This window comes from Chromobacterium sphagni, from assembly GCF_001855555.1.
Classification (GTDB): Bacteria; Pseudomonadota; Gammaproteobacteria; order Burkholderiales; family Chromobacteriaceae; genus Chromobacterium; species Chromobacterium sphagni.
Genome location: NZ_MKCT01000001.1, coordinates 1,212,628 through 1,233,475, shown reverse-complemented (window position 1 = coordinate 1,233,475; position 20,848 = coordinate 1,212,628). Strand labels below are relative to the sequence as shown.

Sequence of the window (20,848 nt, the reverse complement as noted above, 5' to 3'; positions counted from 1 at the left end):
CTAAGGAGACGACATGAAATTGCGACAGGTGATGGGCGCAGCCACACTGGCCCTGGGCCTGATGGCGTGCTCGCACAAAGACGACGCCGCCAGCGCGTCCAGGCCTGAGCCGGCCAGCGCCGCAGGCCAGGCGTTGCCGGATGTAGGCAAGCTGGACTCGGTGGCGGCCACCGCGACCGGCAACGGCGCCTCCGCCGCCGAAGCGGTGGAGGAAGCGCTGAAGCTGGCCATCAAACAGACCAACGGCGCATCCTTCGACATGGCCTCGGAACAGGTCAAGATGGTGCTGTCCGCCGCCGCCGGCAAGGACGCCGAGCAACTGAGCGCCCATGCTTTCACCGAGTACGTCGCGCAGGAGTCCGGCGGCGTGGTCACCGGCTTCAAGCTGGTGAAGATGGAAGAGCCCGGTCTGCTGAGCAAGAGCTACAAAGCCACCATCGAAGCCAAGATCGCCAAGTTCTCGCAGCCTGCCAGCGCCGGCAAGCTGAAGATCGTGGTCGGCCCGGTGTACATCGACAAGGAGGCGTTCAAAGTAGCCGGCATCCAGGTGCCTGCCGCGCAGATTGCCAGCGAAATCCACCAGCAGACGCTGGACGCGCTGACCAACACAGGGCGTTTCTCGGTACTGGACCGCGAGCTGAGCGATGACGTGCAGCAGGAGCTGGACATGATCAGCTCTGGGCAAACACCGTCGGCCGAACGCTCCAAGATCAGCCAGGCGCTCAGCGCGGACCTGATCTGGACCGGACACATCACGGCCTTCGGCTACGACAAGGGCAAGGGTAGCTGGAACCTGTCCCAGCGCGTCATCAACGTGGCCAACCGCCAAGTGCAGCTGTCCAGCATGCTCAGCGGCAATAGCGGCAAGCTGGGCGACGGCGCCGCCGACGGCATCCGCCGCGGCATGGAGGGCCAGATTGTCGACCGCATCGTCAGCGCCATCCTGGTCAGGACCTTTCCGATCACCGTGGCCTCGCGCACCGGCAACAACGTGATCCTCAGCCAGGGCGGCCAGTCCGTCCGCGAAGGCTCTCGCTATAAGCTGGTTTCGCTGGGCCAGGAAGTGAAGGACCCGCAGACTGGGCAATCGCTGGGCCGCGCCGAGTACGACTGCTGCGAAGTGGTGGTGGACAAAGTCACGCCGACGATGTCGCAAGGCCATCTGGAAAATGTGCGGATGCCGCTGGAACAGGTGCCCCCGGGCGGCCTGCAACTACGTGAGCTGGCGACCGCGCCGACGGCCAGGGCCGAAGCCTCCGCGCCGGCGGCCGGCAAGAAGGCCGCCGCCAAAAAGCACAAGTCCGAAGGCGGCATGTTCGCCGCCGACAAGGACAAGTGGTAAGGGCTGAGCCGCGCGCCATGCCGACAGCCGGGCTCCTCACGGAGCCCGGCTTTTTTACCACCACAGGTGGAAGCGCTGCTCCTTGGGCAGGTACATCTTGTCGCCCGGCTTGACGTCGAAAGCCTGATAGAACGGGTCCATATTGCTGACGGTGCCGATCGGCCGCCACAGGTCCGGCGTGTGCGGGTCGGATACCAGCTGCTTGAGCACCGAAGCGTCGCGGGCCTTGCTGCGCCATGACTGGGCGAAGGCGATGAAGAAGCGTTGATCTCCCGTCAGGCCGTCGATCACCGGCGCCTCCTTGCCGCCCAGCGCCAGATGGTAGGCCTTGTACGCCACCTCCAGGCCGGCGTTGTCGGCGATGTTCTCGCCCAGCGTCAGTTCGCCGTTGACGTGCTGGCCCTTCACCGGCTCGAAGCGGCTGTATTGCGCCACCAGGCGGGCGGTTTCCTCCCGGAAACGCTTCTCGTCGGCCGGCGTCCACCAGTTGCGCATATTGCCGTCGCCGTCGAATTGGTGGCCCTGGTCGTCGAAGCCGTGGCTGATCTCGTGGCCTATGGTGGCGCCTATGCTGCCGTAGTTGACCGCCAGATCGTAGGCCGGGTCGAAGTACGGCGCCTGCAGGATGGCGGCCGGGAACACGATCTCGTTGTTGGACGGGTTGTAGTAGGCGTTGACGGTCTGCGGCGTCATCCCCCATTCCTTGCGGTCCACCGGTTGGCCCAGATGCTGGCTCTGGCGGCGGTAGTTGAACTCGGAAATGCGCGCGACGTTGCCTGCCAGGTCGTCCGGCCGGATCGCCAAGCTGGAATAATCGCGCCAGCTATCCGGATAGCCTATCTTGGGCGTGTACTTGGACAGCTTCAGATGGGCCTCCTGCTTGGTTTCCGGGCTCATCCACGCCAGTTTGTCTATGCTCTGGTCGTAGGAGCTGAGCAGATTGCGCACCAGCTCGTCGGCCTGGCGCTTGGCTTCGGCCGTGAAGTACTTGGCCACGTACAGCTTGCCCACCGCCTCGCCTATGCCCTCGTCCACCAGCGTCACCGCCTTCTTCCAGCGCGGCCTGTCCACGCTGCGGCCATCCAGCGCCTTGCCGTAGAAGTCGAAGCGCGCGGCGGCCCACGACTTGTCCAGATAGCCGGCGTAGGCGTCCAGCGTGCGCAGGGTCAGATAGTCGCGCAACACCGCTATCGGGGTGGCCAGCAGCACCGCCGGCAGCTTCGCCAGGTAGCTCGCCTGGTCCAGGTTGACATCCTTGGCGGCGGACAACTGGGCGTCAGCCAGTTGCCGTGGCCAGTCGTAGCCCGGCAGCTGTGTGCCCAGATCAGCCACCGGCACCTTGTGGTAGGTCTTCTGGATGTCGCGGTTTTCCACATTGCTCCACTGGATGCGGGCAATGCGGGTTTCCAGCGCCAGCACCGCGGCGGCGCGGCGCGCGGCGCGCTTTTCTCCGGCCAGGGTCAGCAGTCGGGTCAAATAGCCTTGATAGGCCTTGCGCGCGGCGGCAAAATCGGCCGACTTGCCCAGATAGTAGTCGCGGTCCATAGCCAGGCCGGACTGGCTGACGCCAGCCAGGTAGACCGACGAGTTTTTGGCGTCCGGCGCCACGTAAAAGCGGAACGGCGTGTCCTCGGGCTGGTTCTGCAGCCTGCCCATATAGGCGATGGCCTGCTGCTGGTTAGCCAACGCGGCGATGGCGGCCAGCTTGGACTCCAGCGGCTTCAGGCCGGCGCGGGCGATGGCGGCTTCGTCCATGAAGCTGCGGTAGAGATCGGCGATCTGACGCGCCTCCGGCGTGGAGCCGTCGTTGCCGGCCTGCTCGATGATTTCCCGCACCCGCTGCTGATTGCGGTCGTACAGCAGCTCCGCCACGCCGGTGGACGAGCGGTCGGCCGGGATCTCGGTCTGTTTCATCCAGGCGCCGTTGGCGTACAAGGAGATGTTGTCCTGGATGCGCACCGAGCGGTCGATGCCTTTGAAGTCTATGCCGTAGCTGCCGTAATCCAGCCCGCCGCCATCGGCCCAGGCCGCCTGCAGGCACAACAGCAGCGCCAGCGGCAGCAATTTTCTTGCTTGCATGGTTTTCCTCTTTATCGTTTTGTGCCGGCGGCGAGCCGCGCCGCCGATGCCCGATGGTACGCCGCGCGGCGGGCAATCAGCAATCGAATCCATGCGATCCGCATCGATAGTCCGTCCGTCCGCCCGCCGGTCGGCAGACGACAAAAAAGGACGTCGAAGCGCCCTTTTTTTACTGCGGCCGCGGCGGACTCAGTCCATCAGCCGCTGGTACAGGTACACCAGTACCCGTGCCAGTTCGGTGGCCGTGTCGTCCTGGCCAGCGTTGCCGGAATGGCCGCCGCCATTGGTTTCGTAGAACAGCGCGTCATGGCCCAACTCCAACAGCCGCGCCGCCATCTTGCGCGCGTGGCCGGGATGGACGCGGTCGTCGCTGCCGCTGGTGGTGAACAGCGCCAGCGGGTAACGGGCGTCGGCGCGCAGGTGATGGTAGGGCGAATAGGCCGCCAGCGCTGCGCGCTCGGCCTCGTCGTCCGGATCGCCGTACTCGTCTATCCAACTGGCGCCGGCCAGCAGCTCGGTGTAGCGCAGCATGTCCAGCAGCGGCACCTCGCACACCACCGCGCCGAACAGTTCCGGTCGCTGCGCCATCGCCGCGCCCACCAAGAGGCCGCCGTTGCTGCCGCCCTCTATCCCCAGCTTGGCCGGAGAAGTCAGTTTGCGGGAAATCAGGTCCTGCGCCACCGCCAGGAAATCGTCGAAGCTGACCTGGCGCTTGGCGCCCTGCGCCGCTTGGTGCCAGCGCGGACCGAACTCGCCGCCACCGCGGATGCAGGCCAGCACGAAGGCGCCGCCCTTGGCCAGCCAGTGCGGGCCGAAGTTTTCAATGTAATACGGCAGCATCGGCACCTCGAAGCCGCCGTAGCCGTACAGCAGCGTCGGCGCGCCGCCGTCGAACGCCGCGTCGCGGCGGCGCACCACGAAGTAGGGGATCATCTCGCCGTCCGGCGCGCGCGCCTGCCATTGCTCGGCCACATAGGACGCGGGGTCGAAGGCCGCCGGCTGCTGGCGCAGGCACTCGCCCTCGCCGCAGGCGACATCCAGCCGGTACAGGCCGCCTGGCGTGAGGAAGTCGCTGTAGCTGTAGTAGAGGATGTCGCTCTGCCAGGGCTGGTCGGCAAACTCGACCACCCCGCCCTCCGGCACAGGCAAGGCGCGCGGCAGCCAGACGCCGTCCTGCTTGGCGAAGGCCAGCAGCCGGCTTTTGACATTGTCCAGCAGGTTGACCAGCAACAGGCTGCGGGTGGTTTCCACCGCCGCCACCGCAAGTCGCGGCTGAGGCGCCTGCAGCAGCTGCGGCGCCGGGCCCTCGCCCAGCAGGCCGGCCAGGCTCACCGCCAGCAGGCTGCCGCTGCGATAGCGCTCGCCGCGCCAGTTCCAGTCCTCTGCCAGCTTGACGATGAAGTCGCCGGCGATATAGGCCTCGATCTCCGCCTTGTCCGGCAGCGGCAAGGCATGGGTTTCCAGCGCGCCGTCCAGCAGATGGTAGGTCTTGCGGTAGAAGCCGTCGGAGGCCTCGATCAGGTCCAGCGCGCTGCCGTCGCTGTCGAGGAAGCGCCAGGCCGCCACCATCATCGCGTCCTCCGGAGCGGCGAACAGCTGGGTCCAGCCGTGCTGGCCGTCGGCGCCGCGCGTCACCAGCCACACTTCGCGCGGATAGCCGGCGCGGGTCAGCGGCGCGCCCTTCCAGCCCGGGCAGACGAAGGCGCTGTCCGGATCGCGCCAGGCGATGTGGTTCTTGCCTTCCGGAAAGCGGAAACCCTGCTCCAGCCACTGCCGCGCCTCGATGTCGTATTCGCGCGCCACGGTGGCGTCGCCGCCGCCGTCGGTCAGATGCACCAGCGCCCGCTCCGGCATCACCGTGCAGTGCGACACGCCATCCAGATACCAGTCGCGCTCGTCGACGTCGGCCAGCGCGTCGATGTCCAGCACCGTCTGCCAGTCCTGGCTGCCGGCGCGGTAGGCGTCCAGCGTGCTGCGGCGGTAGATGCCGCGCGGATGGGCCTCGTCCTGGTGAAAGTTGTACAGCCAGCCGGCATGCTCGGCGAAGTACGGAATCTGCCGGGTGTCGCGCAGGTGGGCCAGGATGTCGGCGCGCAGGCCGGCAAAGCGCGGGTCGGCGTCCAGCACGCTTTCGGTGCGGGCGTTTTGCTGCGCCACCCAGGCGGCGGCGGCTTCGGAATCGAGGCTTTCCAGCCAGAGATGGGAATCGTGGGACGGGTTCATGGCGATACCGGAAACTCAAGGAATGGCGGCGAGGGTAGCACCGGCGGCGGCGGCTGCCAAATCGGCCGGCTAGCGCGCGCCGTGGGCGAGCATCCAGGCGCCGGCAAGCTTCAGCACCCGCGGCTCGATGCCGTGGTAGCCGTGCCAGGCCCAGGGCTGGCACGGGTCGCCCTCGCTCTTGCCGCCGTCCATCAGCATCAGCTCGCGCGGCTGATCCGAACGCAGCTTGTCGATGATGGCGCCCAGAGCGTAAGCGCGGCTGGAGCGGCACTCGTCGCGGCGGTGCTGGATCATCAGCACCGGCACCTTCAACCGCTCCAGCGCGAAGCCGGACAGGCTGCCGCGGCCGCTGTCTATGCTGGAGGTCAGCACCAGGCCGCTCACCTGGTCCGGCAGCTGCAAGGCCACCGCCACCGCCGAGGTGGTGCCGCGGCTAGTGCCCGCCAGCCACAGCGGCAGCGCCGCGCCCTGTTTCAGATAGCCGGCGACGGCGGCGATGTCGCGCGCGTGCTCGGCGCTGGCGCGGAAGTCGCCGAGCAGGCCGCGCGGTTGATCCGACGGCGCGTCCACCACCGCCACCCTAAAACCCATGTCAGCCCACCCCTGGCGGGTGCGCACCAGGAAATTGCTCTTTCCCGCGCCCAGTTCGCCGCTGTCGGACAGTTTGAGCTGCCCTTCGCCGCCGGTGAACAGGATCAGGCTGGCGCGCGCCGGCCCCGCCGGCTCCAGCAGCAGGAAGCGCACCGTCACTCCGGGACGGCTGTCCACGCTGACCAGTTGCTCGGCCAGCGTCGGGCAGGCGAGCAGGCAAGCGCAGAGCAGGCACAGCAGTTTGTGGAACATGGCGGCAGATCTCCTGGAAAGCGACGGGTCGCGGCGATCCGCGCCGCTCACTCCACCTCGGCGGCGGCGGCCTTGAAGCGGGCGATCACCTCCGGCGGAGTGTTCTTGTTGAATGCCGCGTACAGGGCGCTGTCCAGCTTGTCCAACTTCATTCCGCGCGCCAGTTGCGCCCGTTCCGCGCCCAGCGCCTTCAGTTTGCTGAGCATGCCGGTCTCGGTGGAAACGATCAGGTCGCAGCGGCCGCCGAGGAATTTCCTGACGTTCTCGGTGGTGTCGCCGGCGGTGTCCAGCTTGAGAAAGCCTTCGCTCTCCAGATATTCCTGCCGGTAGTCGTTGCGCACCACGCACACCGAGTATTTCTTGGCGTCGTCCAGCGACGCCAGCTGGATATCGGCGCGGCTCCTCCGCCAATAGAAATAAACCTCGGCATCGATGATCTTGAAGGTGAAGTCCAGGTATTTCAACCGCTCGCGGGTTTTGGCGATGGGAAACACCATCGCGTAGGGGCGGGTTTTCGCCTCCTGGTAGGCGCGCGCCCAAGGCACCGCCTGCAGAGCGCTGAAAGGCAGCCCCACCTTGCGCATCACCCGCGTCACCTTCTCCACCGTGGTGCCGCCCGCCACCGCGCCGTCCGCCGCCACCATCACGTAGGGCGGATCGTCGTCGGTATAGATCTTTACCTCGTCCAGCCCGGCGGCGCGGACCTCTCCCGCCGCCGGCTGGAGCCAGGGATTGCACAGCCCGGCCGCCAGCAGCGCGCCAGACAGCAAGCGATGCCACATGCGGCCAGCTCCCATCGATTCACGCTTTGTTTATAGCCGGCTCTCGCCGCTCAATCGCAAAGCACTTGCCGCATGGTCTCCACCAGCCGGTCGATATCGTCGCGGTCCACCTGCCAGTGGGTGACCAGGCGCATCATGCCCTGATGCGGCGGATTGGCCAGGAAACCGGCCTGCTTCAACGCCGCCATCAGTTCCGCGCCGTCGATGTCGGCGTTGAAGCGGAACCACACCAGATTGATGTGAACCTCGTCCGGCCGGATGTCGATGCAGGGCAGGCCGGCCAGACGCTCGGCCAGGTAGCGGGCATTGGCGTGGTCTTCCGGCAGCCGCGCCGCCATTTCGGTCAGCGCCAGGATGCCCGACGCGGCGATCACGCCGGCCTGGCGCATGCCGCCGCCCAGCAGCTTGCGCTTGCGGCGCGCCAGGGCGATGAAGTCAGCGGAACCTGCCAGGATGGAGCCGATGGGCGCGGCCAGGCCCTTGGACAAACAGGCCATCACGCTGTCGGCATGACGGGTGATCTCGCGCACGTCGCAGCCCAGGTGGGCGGCGGCGTTGAACACCCGCGCGCCGTCCAGATGCACCGGCACGCCATGCGCGCGCGCCAGCGCCACGGTGTCGGCCATCGCCGACAGCGGCAGCACCTTGCCGTTGCCATGGGCGTTTTCCAGACAGATCAGGCCGGTGCGCGGCTCATGGATGTCGTCGCCGACACGGATGCGCCGCTCGATGTCCGCCGCCGCCATCACGCCGTCCCGGCCCTCGATGGTGCGCAGCTGCACGCCGGCGATCACCGCCGCGCCGCCGGCCTCGTGCCAGACCAGGTGGCTGCTGTCCTCGACGATCACTTCCTCGCCGCGCCGACAGTGGCTGAACAGCGCCAGCTGGTTGCCGAAGGTGCCGCTGGGCACCAGCAGCGCCGCCTCCTTGCCCAATTTGTCCGCCGCCAGCGCCTCCAGCCGGATCACGGTGGGATCGTCGCCGTAGACGTCGTCGCCGACCTCGGCGTCGAACATCGCCTGGCGCATCGCCGGCGTCGGATGGGTGACGGTATCGCTGCGCAGGTCTATCCACTTCATCATTCGCACTCCCAGGTGGTGTCAATTCTCCGCCGGCAGGCCCAGAAAGCCCGCCAGCGCGTCGCTAATCAGTTGCGCCAGATCCGGCGGCGGCTCGGCGTCCAGCAGCAGGCCGTGGATCAGGCTGTCCGCCATCCTGAGCAGCACTTCGGCCCGGTCGGCGCCGACGCCGATGCCGTCCAGCCAGGCGGCCACGCAGCCGCGCAGCGCAGCGTCCTGCGGATTGCTGGGCGGCGGCTCGTCGAAAGCCGGCCACTCGCGTTCCAGCACCCGGTGCAGGCCCAGTTCGCGCTGATGCAGGGCCAGCACCGCCGATACCAGTTCGGCCAATTGTCGCCTGGGGGACAGCGCCGCGCCGCGCCGCAGCGTAGCCTCCACCACGGCCAGCGTTTCCTCGCCGTGGCGGCGGTGCAGCGCGGCCACCAGCGCTTGCTTATTGGGAAAGTATTGATACAGCGAGCCGATGGCGACGCCGGCCAGCTCGGCCACCTTGTTGGTGGTCATGCCGGCATAGCCGTCGCGCGCCAGAATGCGAGCAGCCGCCTCTAGGATGGCGGCGACGGCGTGGCGGGAACGGGCCTGACTCGGCTGTTTTCGGGCTTGCGGAATGGAGGGCATCGGTCTAGTGAAACACGAGTTTTTTCCTCATGCAAACCAACTTAAAGTTGGGGCTGCAAACATTTGCGTGGTTTCACTTTCACAGGAGCCTGACCCATGCAGCAAACCTACGCTTTCTTCGCGCTGTTGCGCGTCACCCCCAACTGGTTGCGGCTAAGCCGCCCGGAGCGCCGCCGCTTCGAAGCCGAAGTGCTGCAGCCGATCTACGCCCGCTATAGCCGCCGTGCGCATGCGCTGGTTCGACGCCGAGGCCTTCACCGGCCGCTGCAGCGACATCGCCCTGTTCGAAACCAAGTCGATCAAGGATTTCTATTACCTGATCGACGCGCTGCGCGACAGCAAGATAGGCACCGAGCCCTATTTTGAATTCCTCGACATCATCCCGGCGGTGGAGAACGGTTTTCGCGAATACGACGCCCAGCTGGCGCAATAGCGCGCGCCATTCCCAGCCTCGCAAAGCCATCCAAGCGGAACGGCGGCCGAATGGCCGCCGCGTCTATTGGTGCTTCCTGGATTCGAGCCTAAGCCCGATAAGGCCGGCTAAGGCTGCCGGCGGTTGCAGCGTGATCAATTGTCAGAGACTGAAATCAGTGTATTCGATACGATTGTCGGATGGCGTCCGCCTGGCGTTCGGCTTTCTGGATGTCGGGCGCGGCCATCGAGATGTCGGCGCCGCAGCTGCACTGCAGGGGATGGTCCGGAAGGATGGTTCTCAGATGTTGGCGCGTTTCACGTCCGCATTCTTCGCAGGCGATCACCACAGTGGCGTTGTAGTGCTTGTCCAGATCGATATCGAATCTTTGCTGCTTCATCGGAATCTCCCTAATGCTGAGAGTTGGCCGGCGGAGGACGCGCCGATGGCGCTTCATGCCGGTCCCTGACGCGCGCCCACCAGTAACCGGACGCGTATCAGTCAAGATACGGCCAATGCGGAAAAGGTTCCACGCAATCAAGCAGTTGGATTGTAAAAAAATCTTCACGCCGGCCGAAAACGCCACACCGCGCCCAAACCGGCCCCCCGCCGCCGGCAGGAGAAACGCGGCGGGGCTGGCACCAAGCCGCAGCCTTGGTTATCCTTGGCCGTTTTTCGCGCAACAGGTTATCCCGATGGACCACTCAGCCGACCTAGAACGCCGCTTCGGCGGCATTGCCCGTCTGTACGGCGACGACGCGCTCGCCCGCTTCCAGGGCGCCCATGTCTGCGTGGTGGGCGTGGGCGGCGTCGGCTCCTGGGTGGTGGAGGCGCTCGCGCGCAGCGCCATCGGCGCGCTGACCCTGATCGACCTGGACAATGTCGCCGAATCCAACACCAACCGCCAGTTGCCGGCGCTGGACCCGCTGTACGGCATGGCCAAGGTGACCGCGCTGGCCGAGCGCGCGCGCGCCATCAACCCGGCCTGCCGGGTGGTGGAGATAGAGGATTTCGTCACCGAGGACAATCTGGATGCAATGCTGGGCCAGGGCTACGACTACGTCGTCGACTGCATAGACAATCTGCGGGTGAAGACGGCGATGGCGGCCTGGTGCGTGAAGCGCCGCCAGCCCTTCATCGTGTCCGGCGGCGCCGGCGGCCAGATGGACCCGAGCAAGATCAAGCTGGCGGACCTCGCCGAAGTCACCCAGGACCCGCTGCTGTCCAAGCTGCGCTACAACCTGCGCCGCCACCACGGCTTCGAGCGCGACGCCAAGAAGATGCGGGTGCCCTGCGTCTACTCCACCGAACAGCTGATCTACCCGCAGGCCCAGGCCTGCGACGCCGACCCGGCGCGCGGCCCGCAGGGCCTGTCCTGCGCCGGCTTCGGCGCCGGCATGGTGGTGACCGCCAGCTTCGGCCTGTTCGCCGCATCGCGGGTGCTGACCGACTTGGCCAAGCCGCCGCGCAAGGCGAAGTAAAGCCTGCTCAGCCCCCGCGCTGGATTAAATCCCACTGGTTGCCGTACAGGTCGCGGAATACCGCCACCGTGCCGTAGTCCTGCTCCAGCGGCGGGCGGACGAATTCCACGCCGGCCGCGCGGTAGCGCTCGTAATCGCGCCAAAAGTCGTCGGTGTCGAGAAACAGCCACACCCGGCCACCGGCCTGGTTGCCGATAAACGCCGCCTGCCGCTCGTTGCTGGCCTGAGCCAGCAGCAGGCCAGCCTGCGAGCCCGGCGGCGTCACCACCACCCAGCGCTTGTTCTGCTCCGGCTGCGCGCTGTCGTCGCTTAGCTCGAAACCCAGCTTGTTGACGTAAAAATCGATGGCCTCGTCGTAATCCCGCACCACCAGCGACACCAGCCCCAACGACTGCTTCATGCCTGTCCCTTCGCGTTTGCCGGCGCCCCCGGCCCCGCATCGGAACCGGCAACGCCATGATTTAGAGGGCGCGATGATACCGCGGATGGCTCCCCGGCGGCGGATGGCGTACCCTAGCGGTCCAGCACCTTGCAGTCATGGTCCTGCAGCTCTTCCGCCGAGCCGCGGTTCACCTGGAACAGATCGGCGCGGCCGGCCAGCAGCACGAAACCGTCGCCGTCGGCGAAGCGCGCCGGCAACAGGGCCAGGCCGTAGCGCTCCATTTCGGTTCCCGCGCCGGGCAGTTCGTTGGCCAGCAAGCGAAACGGGTCACCCTCCGGATTGCCGTCCGGATCGGCATCCACGCGCCGCGCCCAATAGGCGTGCCCTTGCAACTCCACCGGCAGCTGGCGCCAGCGCCTCGGCAGGCTGTCATCCAGATCGTCTATCTGCTGGCGCACGGTGGGGTCGACGCAGGAAATGTGGATGTGCAGCTGGTTCTGGCTGCGACCATACTGCGAATTGACCGCCAGCAACACCGCCTGGCGCGGCAAGGCGGCGCCGCGCTTCTGGTCCATGTAGCGCCGCGCCTGCCATGCCTCGCGCCAGTAATCCGGCACACCGTCCCGCAGCAGCTGCGGACTCTCGATGCCGCTGACCCGGCTGGTGGGAATCAGCAGGTACTGCAGCGCGCCGTTGCGGTCCTTCAGCACCGCCACGCCCCGCTGCAGCTTGACCTCGGCGCAGGGGTCCGGCCTGCCTTGCTGCTGCTGATTGGGCACGCACTGCTCGCCGACGATACGCCACAAGGCGTCGCTGTCGGCCGCCGCATAGTAGGACACGCCGGCCAATAGCAGGCCGCACAGGCTGGCGCACAACACGAGTCGTCTCTTCATCATCCATCGCATTCAGTGGTTAACGTGGTCGGCGGCTTCCTGGCGCCGCCGGACATAATACTCCGCCCGGCTGGAATCGCCGTGCGCGCGATACAGCTTGGCCAGTTCGTCGAAAACATCGGGGTCGGGATCGCCGGCGGCGTCGTTTTCCCGCTCCAACCGCAACTGGATGGCCAGCGCCTCGTCGTCGTCGCCCCCGGCGTGCAGGGTCCAGGCCACCATCCACCACGCCACCCGGGTGGCCGCGGCATCCTTGCCCTGCTGCCGCAGGGCCAGGGCCTGGCGGAATTCGGCCAGCGCGGCGGGGTAATCGCGCTGCTGGTACAAGGCATAGCCGATATTGTTGCGCAGCGAGGCCTGCCACTGCCTGGCCTCAGCTTGGCCGGACGCCAGTGCCAGCTCCAGCGCCTGCCGGTCCCAGCGCAGTTGCGCCGCCGGCTCGGCATCGACAAAGGCCAACATATGCAGCGCATCCACCGCCAACGCGTCCAGCTTGGCCGCGCGCGCCAGCTCCAAAGCGCGCAGATAGGCGCGCCGCGCCTCCGCCCTGGCCGCATCGGTTTGCAAGGCCGCCGGGTGGGTGGCCGAAATCCAGCTGCGCCCCCATTCCAGCTGGTAGCGGACCTGCGCCTCGGCGCCGGCCCGCGGCAATTGCGGCGCGATCGCAACGAGTATCGCCCGCGCGCCGGCGAAGTCGCCGCGCAGGCCGTGGCTGCGGGCGATCTGGGTTTGCAGGATCAGCGCCTCATCCGGACTGGCCGTCGCCAGCGCGGCGCGGAAACGCTGCTCGCTGGCCTGCGGCTGGTCGAAATTCCACATCGAAGCCAGGTCCAGCGCCGCCGCCTGATTCGCCCAGGCGGCAAACCACGCCGCCGACCACAAACCGTACCCTCTCATCACCACCCTCGCCATGGATTGTCCTTCTGCGGCGAAAACCGCCTCCGCCACAGAAAATAACATGAGCATGGCCCTCGCCGCAGCCGCCTTCAGCGCCGCGGTCCGGCGCCAGCCAAGCCCCAATCCCGAAAACGGATGGCTCCTCCTGTCGGCAACCATGCCGCAGCGCGGTTTGCCAGAACACATTGATATCAATCAAATACAAATAAGCGACGTCATATTCCATAAAAGTAAAAAATCAAGCAACAAGCATAGGAAAACCATACTTAAGTACAGGCATTGCATCTGCGTTATTGACCTATCCTGTGCGCCGATTGAATGACGGGACGCTCCGCCGCCAGGCCGACGCCCATCCATGCCCGCCCACAGCCGTCGTTATTTGCCGCTGCAGCAAGAAAGCCGTTCCCCATGTCCGCCGAAACCTTCCGTCCCCTGCTAGCGATCCCGCGCCGCCAGGCTTTGCTGTTCTGCCTGCTGCTCACCGCCTTCGAGCTGCTCACCTACCTCGCCAGCGACATGGTGATGCCGGCCATGCTGCGCGTCACCCAGGACCTGCGGGCCGACAGCCGCCACGTGCCCACCGCCTTCAACGCCTTCCTGCTGGGCGGCGTCGCCTTTCAGTGGCTGATAGGCCCGCTGTCCGACCGCTTCGGCCGCCGCCCCTTGCTGCTGGCCGGCACCGTGGGCTTCGCCGCCGCCTGTTTCGCCGCCTCCGGCGCGCAGGCGATCGAATGGTTCAACCTGCTGCGCTTCGCCCAGGGCATCGGCCTGGGCTTCATCGTGGTGGTCAGCTACCCGGCGCTGCAGGAAACCTTCGCCGAAGAGGACGCGGTGCGGCTGATGGCGCTGTTGGCCAATATCGCGCTGCTGTCGCCGCTGGCCGGGCCGCTGCTGGGCAGCCTGCTGCTGGGCGCGCTGTCCTGGCGGGAACTGTTCGCCGCGCTGGGCTGCGCCACCTTGCTGGTGACGCTGGGCCTGTGGCGGCTGATGCCGGAAACGGTGGGCGTTCCCCGCCGCGACGGCAGCATGCAGCCGCCGACGCCGCTGCGGCTGCGCGCCGCGCTGGCCAATTACCTGGCGCTGCTGCGCCATCCCACCGTGCTGTGCGGCAGCCTGGCGCTGGGCCTGCTGACGCTGCCCCTGATCGCCTGGATAGGCCTGTCGCCGCTGCTGCTGGTCCGCCAGCTGGGTTACAGCAATCTGGAATACGGCCTGTGGCAGCTGCCGGTATTCGGCGGCGTGATCGCCGGCAACCTGCTGCTGAACCGGCTGGCCGGCCGCAAGAATCTGCCCGAGGTGCTGCGGCTGGCGCTGGCGCCTATGGGCTGCGGCTTGCTGCTGATCGGCGCGCTCACTCCGCTGCACCCGACGCTGCCGGCGCTGGTGGCCGGCCTTGCCGTCTACGCCTTCGGCCTGGGCCTGGGCAACGCCGCGCTGTACCGGCTCACCCTGTTCGCCAGCGACAGCGCCAAGGGCAGCGTCGCCGCCATGCTGGGCATGCTGTCCACCGCGACGCTGGGAGGCGGCGCCGCGCTGCTGGCCTGGCTGGACGCCGGCGCCAGCCCGCAACGCTTCGCCGCCGGCATCAGCCTGGCCGCAGTGCTGGCCGCGCCTTTGCTGTGGCGGCTGCTGCGCGCGCCGCAAGCGCAGCCTAGCCCCGTCTGATCCCTCTTTCCCATCGACACCGGAGTCACAATGAACACACTTGCCCATGTCGAAGCGCTTTGCAGCCTGGAGCATCCCTATCGCGCCGACGCCGAATGCGACCGCCTGTTCGACGCCGCGATGCGCGAACTGGTCGACTACCACTGCGAGCACAGCCCCGGCTACCGCCGCTGGCGGCAACAGAACGGCATGACGCCGGAGCGGCTGGCCGGCCTGTCAGACTGGTCGCAGCTGCCGCCCATCTTCGCCAATTACTTCAAGCGCAAGCTGCTGCTGAGCAAGGCCGGCGAGGACGCGCTGGAACTGACCTCGTCGGGCACCACAGGCCAGAAAAGCCGCATGCGCTACGACGCGCGCAGCATAGGCGCCGCCCAGCGCATGGTGGACCGCATCTTCGAGCACTACGGCTGGAACACCCCGGAGCAGCCCGCCAACTACCTGCTGCTCAGCTACGAGCCGGCCGGCGCCATCACGCTGGGCACCGCCTACACCGACCAGTTCCTCTGCAAGTACGCGCCGGTCAAGCGCGCCGTCTACGCGCTGCGCCACAACGGCAAGGGCAACGAGTTCGATCCCTTCGGCGCCATCCGCGCGCTGCAGGAGTTCGCCGCCGAAGGCCTGCCGGTGCGCATCTTCGGCTTCCCGGCCTTCCTGTGGTTCACGCTGGAACGGATGCAGGAAATGGGCTTGCCGTCCTTGCAGCTGCATCCGGATTCGCTGGTTTTCCTCGGCGGCGGCTGGAAAACCCACGCCGACCAGGCCATCCCCAAGCTGGAGTTGTACCGCCGGCTGGGCGAACAACTGGGCCTGCCGGACGCGCGCTGCCGCGACGGCTACGGCGCGGTCGAGCATCCAGTGCCTTATGTCGAATGCCCGAACCACCGTTTCCATGTGCCCAGCTACGCCCGCGCCTACATCCGCCACACCGCCACCCTGGAACGCCAGCCCTACGGCGAACCCGGCTTCCTGCATCTGGTGTCGCCCTACATCACCTCCAGCCCGGCGCACAGCATGGTGATGAGCGACCTGGCTGTGCTGCAACCGGCCGGGCAATGCGGCTGCGGCCTGGCCACCGACTGGTTCGAACTCTTGGGCCGCGCCGGCACCAGCAAGAGCCGCAGCTGCGCGATGGCCGCTTCCGAACTGATCAAGGAGTCCTGAACATGTACCTGAGCCACGGCACCCTGCACGCCGCCGCTGATCTCGCCGTCCTGCTGCCCGACCTGCGCCGGCAACTGCCCGCCACGCTGGCGCAAACGCCGATGCCTGACCTGGTGGTGGACTGCGCGCAGCGCTTCGCCGACGCGCTGTCCAGCGCCAGCCAGCACCCGCTGCTGGACGAGGCCGGCCGCGCCGCGCTCGCCGGCTTCTGCCAGCGCGAGGCGTTGGAGACCAAGCTGGAACGCGAACTGGGCGAACAGCCGTTCTCGCTGCGCCGGCACGACTACCGCCAGCCGCGCTTCGAGGCCTGGCAGCCGCTGGGCCTGGTGGTGCATATCACCCCGGCCAACGCCCCGCTGCTGCCCTTCATGGCGGTGCTCGAAAGCTTGCTGGCCGGCAATATCAACTGGCTGCGGCCCAGCACCAGCGACCAAGGCCTGAGCGCGCGGCTGCTGGCGGAGTTCCTGCATCACGACCGCAGCGGCCGGCTGGCCGCCCGCATCGCGGTGCTGCCGCTGCCAAGCGGCGAGCTGGGCCGACTGCTGGCCGACGCCGACGCGGTGTCCGCCTGGGGCGGCGACGGCGCGCTGTCCGCCATTCGCGCGCAGCTGCCGGCCGGCTGCCGCTGGATAGACTGGGGCCACCGCATCAGCTTCTCCTACCTCGACCCCGCCGCTGGCGAGCAGCAGCTCGACGCGCTGGCCGACGACATCTGCCGCCACGACCAACAAGCCTGTTCCAGCCCGCAATGCCTGCTGGTCGACAGCGACGACCCGGCCACGCTGCGCCGCGCCGCCGCGCAAATGGCCGCCGCGCTGGCCCGCCGCGCGCCATTGTGGCCGGCCTTGACGCCGGACATCCAGGAAGCCGCCGAGATCAGCAGCCAGATGGCCTTCCAGCGGCTGGATCAGACCTTTGCCCAGCTGGACGGCGAAGTGCTGCGGGGCGAAGGCTGGCGGCTGGCGTGGAACACGCGCCGGGAACTGGCGCCGTCGCCGCTGTTCCGCACCCTGCAGATGCGGCCGGCTCCGCGCGCCGAACTGGCGGCCATCTTGCGCCCCTGGCGCACCCATCTGCAAAGCTGCGGCCTGATCGCCCCGGCGGCGCAGCTGCCTGAGCTGAGCCGCATGCTGCTGGCGGCCGGCGTCAGCCGCATCGCGCCGGCCGGCCGCATGCACGACGGCTACCACGGCGAACCGCACGACGGCGTCTACGCGCTGGCACGGCTGTCGCGCCGGGTATCGGTGAGCCTGGACGCCGGCCAGGCCGGCTGCCATGTCCAGCTGGACGCCCCGCCGCCGGCCCCGGCCGGCCTCGACGCGCTGCCGGTGATGGACAAATCCGACTTCCAGCGCCAGGGCGCCAACGACAAGGCCCAGTTGTTCTTCCGCAGCGGCGGCAGCAGCGGCGCGCCCAAGCTGGCCGGCTTCAGCTACCGCGATTACCGCCGCCAGATGCGCGCGGCCGCCGACGGCCTGTTCGCCGCCGGCCTCAACCCGGCCGAAGACCGGGTGATGAACCTGCTGTACGGCGGCAAACTGTACGGCGGCATGCTCAGCTTCTTCACCATCCTGGACCAGATGGGCGCGGTGCAATACCCGATGGGCGGCCCGTCCGACGACGACTTCGGCGAAATCGCCCGCTTCATCGTCGAACAAAAGATCAACACCCTGGTCGGCATGCCCGGCACCCTGCACCGCTTATTCGAATGCGAACACAAGCTGCTGCGCCGCTACGGCGGCGTGCGCAAGGTGTTCTTCGGCGGCGAGCACATCAGCGACGGCCAGCGCGCCTACATCGGCAGCTTCGGCGTGGAGCTGATCCGCTCCGCCATCTACGGCTCGGTGGACGCCGGTCCGCTCGGCCACGGCTGCCCGCACGGCGCCGACAGCGAATTCCACCTGCTGGCGGATATCCAATGGCTGGAAGTTCTGGAGCAGGACAGCGACCGTCCTGCCGCCACCGGCGAGATCGGCCGCCTGGTGTTCACCTCGCGCGAACGCGAAGCGCAGCAAGTGGCGCGCTACGACCTGGGCGACCTGGGCCGCTGCTTGTCCGGCCGCTGCGCCTGCGGCCTGGCCACGCCGCGCTTTCAGCTCACCGGCCGCCACGGCGCCTTGCTGCGGGTGGCGACCATCTTCGTCAACCCGGGCGAACTGACTCAGGAGATAGGCCTGCCGCTGCAGTGGCTGGTGGACCAGGCCAACAGCGGCTGCGACCGCATTCATCTGTTGGCCGACGGCGATCCGAACCGGATCCGCACCCAATTACTGCAGGACCCGATGCTGAACGAAGTGATAGGCGGCGGCCTGCTGCAACTGGAAGTCACCGCCACCCCGGCCGCCGAATTCCGCCGCCACCCGCACAGCGGCAAAACGCCGCTGGTGATGGACCTGCGCCGTTAACCCCCGCGCCGGCGTCCTCGCGGCGCCGGCGCCAAAGCCGCAATCATGAATTCCAAACTAAAACAATTAGTCGACCACGCCCTGCATCATTCGCCGTTCTACCGCGAGCTGTACCGCTCGCTGCCCGACCAGGGCTGGACATTGTCCGACCTGCCGCTGGCGGACCCTGCCGACTACTGGCGCGGCTCGCAAACACTGCGCAGCTGGCCGGTGCTGAGCGCGCCGCTGCAGGACGGCCACGTGTTCAAGACCGGCGGCTCCACCAGCGAGGGCAAGCTGTCGGTGTTCAGCCGCGCCGAATGGCAGGCCTTCGTCCAGGCCTTCGGCCGCGGCATCGCCCGCCAGCTGAAGGCCGGCGACCGCGTCGCCAATCTGTTCTTCGCCGGCGACCTCTACACCAGCCTGCTGTTCATCCACGGCGCGCTGTCGCACGCGCCGCTGCCGGTGGTGGAGTTTCCGTTCACCTGCAATGTCGACGACGCGGCGCTGGCAGACGCCATCGCCCAGCACCGGATCAACGCGCTGGCCGGCGTGCCGGCGCAGCTGCTGCGCTTCGCCCACCACCTGACCGGCAAGAACACAACGCTGGACGAGGTGGACACCGTGCTTTACGGTGGCGAGAGCCTGTTCGGCGAGCAGATCGCGCTGTTGAAGCAGGCTTTCCCGCAGGCGCGCATCGCCTCGGTAGGCTGCGCCAGCGTCGACGCCGGCCTGATAGGTTACGCCGATCCCGGCTGCCGCCACGGCGAGCACCGGGTGTTCGACGGCGACAGCCTGGTGGAAATCATAGACGAGGCCAGCGGCGAGACGATTGAAGAAACCGGCCGCAGCGGCTTGCTGGTGCTGACCAATCTGCAGCGCCGGCTAATGCCGGTGATCCGCTACCCCACCGGCGACCTGGCCTGCTGGCGCGAGCCACCCGGCCCTGGGCGCAAGTTCGCGCTGCAGGGCCGCGCCGGCAACGGCCACCGCATCCGCGTCGGCACCCTGTCGCTGTTCCCGCAGCAGCTAGCGCCGCTGCTGGAAAGACACGCCGAGCTATTGGCCTGGCAGCTGGTGATCGAACGGCGGCAAGGCATGGATTGCCTCGGCCTGCTGCTGGCCAGCCGCCGGCAACTGGACTGCGCCGCGCTGCGCCAGGACGTCTTGGCCGCCCAGCACGCCATCGCGGCGCTGTGCGCCGCCGGACAATTGCAACTGGAGGTATCGCAGACCAGTCCGGAGCAGATGCATACCCATCCGCGCTCCGGCAAGCTGATGCGGGTGGTGGACCGGCGCGACTACCAGCCTGAGGAGGCGCAGCCATGAGCGCCCGCCACCCCGCCTCCGCCTGGGCGCGCGACTACCAGGCCGAAGACGCCGCCGCGGTCAGCGCGCTGTTCCGCGCCGTCTACGGCGACCACTACGTCTATCCCGACGTCTATCTGCCCAGCCAGATCCAGCAACGCAACGCCAGCGGGCAATGGCGCTCGGCGGTGGCGCTGCTGGATGGCCGGCTGGTGGGCCATGCCACGCTGTGGCAAGACCCGGCGCGGCCGGGGCAGGCCGAACTGGCGTTGAACGTGGTGCACCCGGACGCGCGCGGCCAGGGCGTGGCCAGTCTGCTGGGACGCCATCTGCGCGCGGCCGCGGCGGTGCAGGGCGTCGCGCTGCTGACCATCAAACAGGTATGCTCGCATCCGCAGAGCCAGTACGTGGCGCAAACGCTGGGCTTCCACACCAGCGCGCTGATGCTGGACTACGTCGACTCGCCGTTCGGCAAGCCGGAACCGGAAAGCATCGTGCTGGGCTGCCTGCCGCTGCAGCCGCGCCCCCTGCCTGACCTGGCCTGGCCCGCCGAATGGCGCGAATGGCTGCGGCCGCTGCAGCAGGCCTTCGGACAGCGCGCCGCCGTCGCTCCGTCGGCCAGATTGCCCGGCTTGAGTCTGGCCCGCCACGGCCAGCGGCTGGAGATCACGGTCCACCAGCCGACCGCGGCACGGCTGGCGGAGATCGCCACCCTGCCCGCCGGCCAGCTGCTCTACCTGAAGCTGGCGCTGAGCGCCGACGCGCTGGCGCTGCTGCCCGCGCTGCGGCAGGCCGGCTTCGGCTTCGGCGGCCTGCTGCCGGACGCCGGCGACGGCTGGCTGCTGCTGTTCCTGCGCGGCCAGCGCGGCGACGCCATCCGGTTTTGCGACGCCCAGGCCGAGCGGCTGCACCAACTGGAACTGCAGACCACGGCCGCTCCGGGCTAGAGCTGGCGAGCCGCGTCCAGCGGCTCCACCCGCACCGCGGTGCCGTAGCACAGCACCTCGGTCAAGCCCGCCATCACGTCGGTGGCGTCGTAGCGCATGCCGATCACCGCGTTGGCGCCCAGCGCCGCCGCGTGCTCGCACATCAGCGCATAGGTTTCCGAGCGGGCCTGCTCGCACAGGCTGGTATAGATGGTGATGTTGCCGCCGAACAGCGACTGCAGGCCGCCAAAGAAATTGCCGACAATCGAGCGCGAGCGCACGGTGATGCCGCGCACCACCCCCAGATTGGCCGTCACCCGGTAGCCGGGCAGATCGAAAGTGGTGGTAACCATTTTGGCAGGCAGCATGGGAC

Annotated in this window: 20 protein-coding genes; 9 read left to right on the top strand and 11 right to left on the bottom strand. The window is 67.8% G+C overall.

What is annotated here, in order from left to right; translation table 11 throughout:
* The first annotated feature begins 13 nt into the window (after positions 1-13).
* Positions 14-1,342, top strand: a complete 1,329-nt coding sequence (locus BI344_RS05885) for a CsgG/HfaB family protein (RefSeq protein WP_071111971.1) — start codon at positions 14-16, stop codon at positions 1,340-1,342.
* A 54-nt stretch (positions 1,343-1,396) separates the two neighbouring features.
* Here the strand turns inward: BI344_RS05885 and BI344_RS05880 are convergent, their stop codons facing one another.
* From BI344_RS05880 to BI344_RS05855, 6 genes are all read right to left on the bottom strand, one after another.
* Complete coding sequence (locus BI344_RS05880) at positions 1,397-3,421, bottom strand: M13 family metallopeptidase (protein ID WP_239690848.1); 2,025 nt, start codon at positions 3,419-3,421, stop codon at positions 1,397-1,399.
* A gap of 189 nt (positions 3,422-3,610) precedes the next feature.
* Positions 3,611-5,644: a prolyl oligopeptidase family serine peptidase gene (locus BI344_RS05875; protein ID WP_071111970.1), complete on the bottom strand. Its 2,034-nt coding sequence runs from the start codon at positions 5,642-5,644 to the stop codon at positions 3,611-3,613.
* Positions 5,645-5,713: 69 nt separating this feature from the next.
* Entirely contained in the window at positions 5,714-6,487 is a 774-nt protein-coding gene (locus tag BI344_RS05870) for an alpha/beta hydrolase (RefSeq protein WP_071111969.1), read from the bottom strand.
* Between the two features lie 47 nt (positions 6,488-6,534).
* Positions 6,535-7,269 carry a substrate-binding periplasmic protein gene (locus BI344_RS05865; protein WP_071111968.1) on the bottom strand — a complete coding sequence of 245 codons (735 nt, stop codon included), beginning with the start codon at positions 7,267-7,269 and terminating at the stop codon, positions 6,535-6,537.
* A gap of 50 nt (positions 7,270-7,319) precedes the next feature.
* On the bottom strand, positions 7,320-8,351 hold the full coding sequence (gene ltaE / locus BI344_RS05860; protein WP_241499255.1) for a low-specificity L-threonine aldolase: 1,032 nt from the start codon (positions 8,349-8,351) through the stop codon (positions 7,320-7,322).
* A gap of 18 nt (positions 8,352-8,369) precedes the next feature.
* Positions 8,370-8,966: a TetR/AcrR family transcriptional regulator gene (locus tag BI344_RS05855; RefSeq protein ID WP_071111967.1), complete on the bottom strand. Its 597-nt coding sequence runs from the start codon at positions 8,964-8,966 to the stop codon at positions 8,370-8,372.
* 223 nt (positions 8,967-9,189) lie between these two features.
* On the opposite strand from BI344_RS05855, the gene BI344_RS24725 reads away from it, so the two are divergent.
* Positions 9,190-9,399 carry a darcynin family protein gene (locus BI344_RS24725; RefSeq protein WP_277620422.1) on the top strand — a complete coding sequence of 70 codons (210 nt, stop codon included), beginning with the start codon at positions 9,190-9,192 and terminating at the stop codon, positions 9,397-9,399.
* Positions 9,400-9,553: 154 nt separating this feature from the next.
* On the opposite strand, the gene BI344_RS05845 is transcribed toward BI344_RS24725, so the two are convergent.
* Positions 9,554-9,778 carry a hypothetical protein gene (locus tag BI344_RS05845; protein ID WP_071111966.1) on the bottom strand — a complete coding sequence of 75 codons (225 nt, stop codon included), beginning with the start codon at positions 9,776-9,778 and terminating at the stop codon, positions 9,554-9,556.
* 295 nt (positions 9,779-10,073) lie between these two features.
* On the opposite strand from BI344_RS05845, the gene BI344_RS05840 reads away from it, so the two are divergent.
* Positions 10,074-10,859, top strand: a complete 786-nt coding sequence (locus BI344_RS05840) for a tRNA threonylcarbamoyladenosine dehydratase (protein ID WP_071111965.1) — start codon at positions 10,074-10,076, stop codon at positions 10,857-10,859.
* A gap of 7 nt (positions 10,860-10,866) precedes the next feature.
* Here the strand turns inward: BI344_RS05840 and BI344_RS05835 are convergent, their stop codons facing one another.
* The 3 genes from BI344_RS05835 to BI344_RS05825 form a co-directional block, all read right to left on the bottom strand.
* On the bottom strand, positions 10,867-11,259 hold the full coding sequence (locus BI344_RS05835) for a VOC family protein (RefSeq protein ID WP_071111964.1): 393 nt from the start codon (positions 11,257-11,259) through the stop codon (positions 10,867-10,869).
* Between the two features lie 113 nt (positions 11,260-11,372).
* The gene (locus BI344_RS05830) at positions 11,373-12,134 is read right to left on the bottom strand and encodes a CDP-diacylglycerol diphosphatase (protein WP_071112088.1); all 762 of its coding nucleotides are present in this window, start codon (positions 12,132-12,134) and stop codon (positions 11,373-11,375) included.
* 12 nt (positions 12,135-12,146) lie between these two features.
* A complete protein-coding gene (locus BI344_RS05825) occupies positions 12,147-13,046 on the bottom strand; it encodes a tetratricopeptide repeat protein (RefSeq protein WP_139166895.1) in 900 nt (299 codons plus the stop codon).
* 46 nt (positions 13,047-13,092) lie between these two features.
* Between BI344_RS05825 and BI344_RS23715 the strand changes: the two genes are divergently transcribed.
* From BI344_RS23715 to BI344_RS05800, 6 genes are all read left to right on the top strand, one after another.
* Complete coding sequence (locus BI344_RS23715) at positions 13,093-13,353, top strand: hypothetical protein (RefSeq protein WP_139166894.1); 261 nt, start codon at positions 13,093-13,095, stop codon at positions 13,351-13,353.
* Between the two features lie 86 nt (positions 13,354-13,439).
* Positions 13,440-14,696, top strand: coding sequence for an MdfA family multidrug efflux MFS transporter (locus BI344_RS05820; protein WP_071111962.1), 1,257 nt, complete (start codon positions 13,440-13,442; stop codon positions 14,694-14,696).
* A gap of 30 nt (positions 14,697-14,726) precedes the next feature.
* Positions 14,727-15,857, top strand: a complete 1,131-nt coding sequence (locus tag BI344_RS05815; protein ID WP_071111961.1) for a LuxE/PaaK family acyltransferase — start codon at positions 14,727-14,729, stop codon at positions 15,855-15,857.
* A gap of 2 nt (positions 15,858-15,859) precedes the next feature.
* Positions 15,860-18,262, top strand: coding sequence for an acyl-CoA reductase (locus tag BI344_RS05810; RefSeq protein ID WP_071111960.1), 2,403 nt, complete (start codon positions 15,860-15,862; stop codon positions 18,260-18,262).
* A 45-nt stretch (positions 18,263-18,307) separates the two neighbouring features.
* Positions 18,308-19,570, top strand: coding sequence for a phenylacetate--CoA ligase family protein (locus BI344_RS05805; protein ID WP_071111959.1), 1,263 nt, complete (start codon positions 18,308-18,310; stop codon positions 19,568-19,570).
* Complete coding sequence (locus BI344_RS05800) at positions 19,567-20,496, top strand: GNAT family N-acetyltransferase (RefSeq protein ID WP_071111958.1); 930 nt, start codon at positions 19,567-19,569, stop codon at positions 20,494-20,496. Before BI344_RS05805 ends, BI344_RS05800 begins: the two co-directional genes overlap by 4 nt.
* Here the strand turns inward: BI344_RS05800 and BI344_RS05795 are convergent.
* Entirely contained in the window at positions 20,493-20,843 is a 351-nt protein-coding gene (locus tag BI344_RS05795; RefSeq protein WP_083338770.1) for a YbjQ family protein, read from the bottom strand. The two genes, BI344_RS05800 and BI344_RS05795, sit on opposite strands and share 4 nt — an antisense overlap.
* Positions 20,844-20,848: the final 5 nt, after the last annotated feature.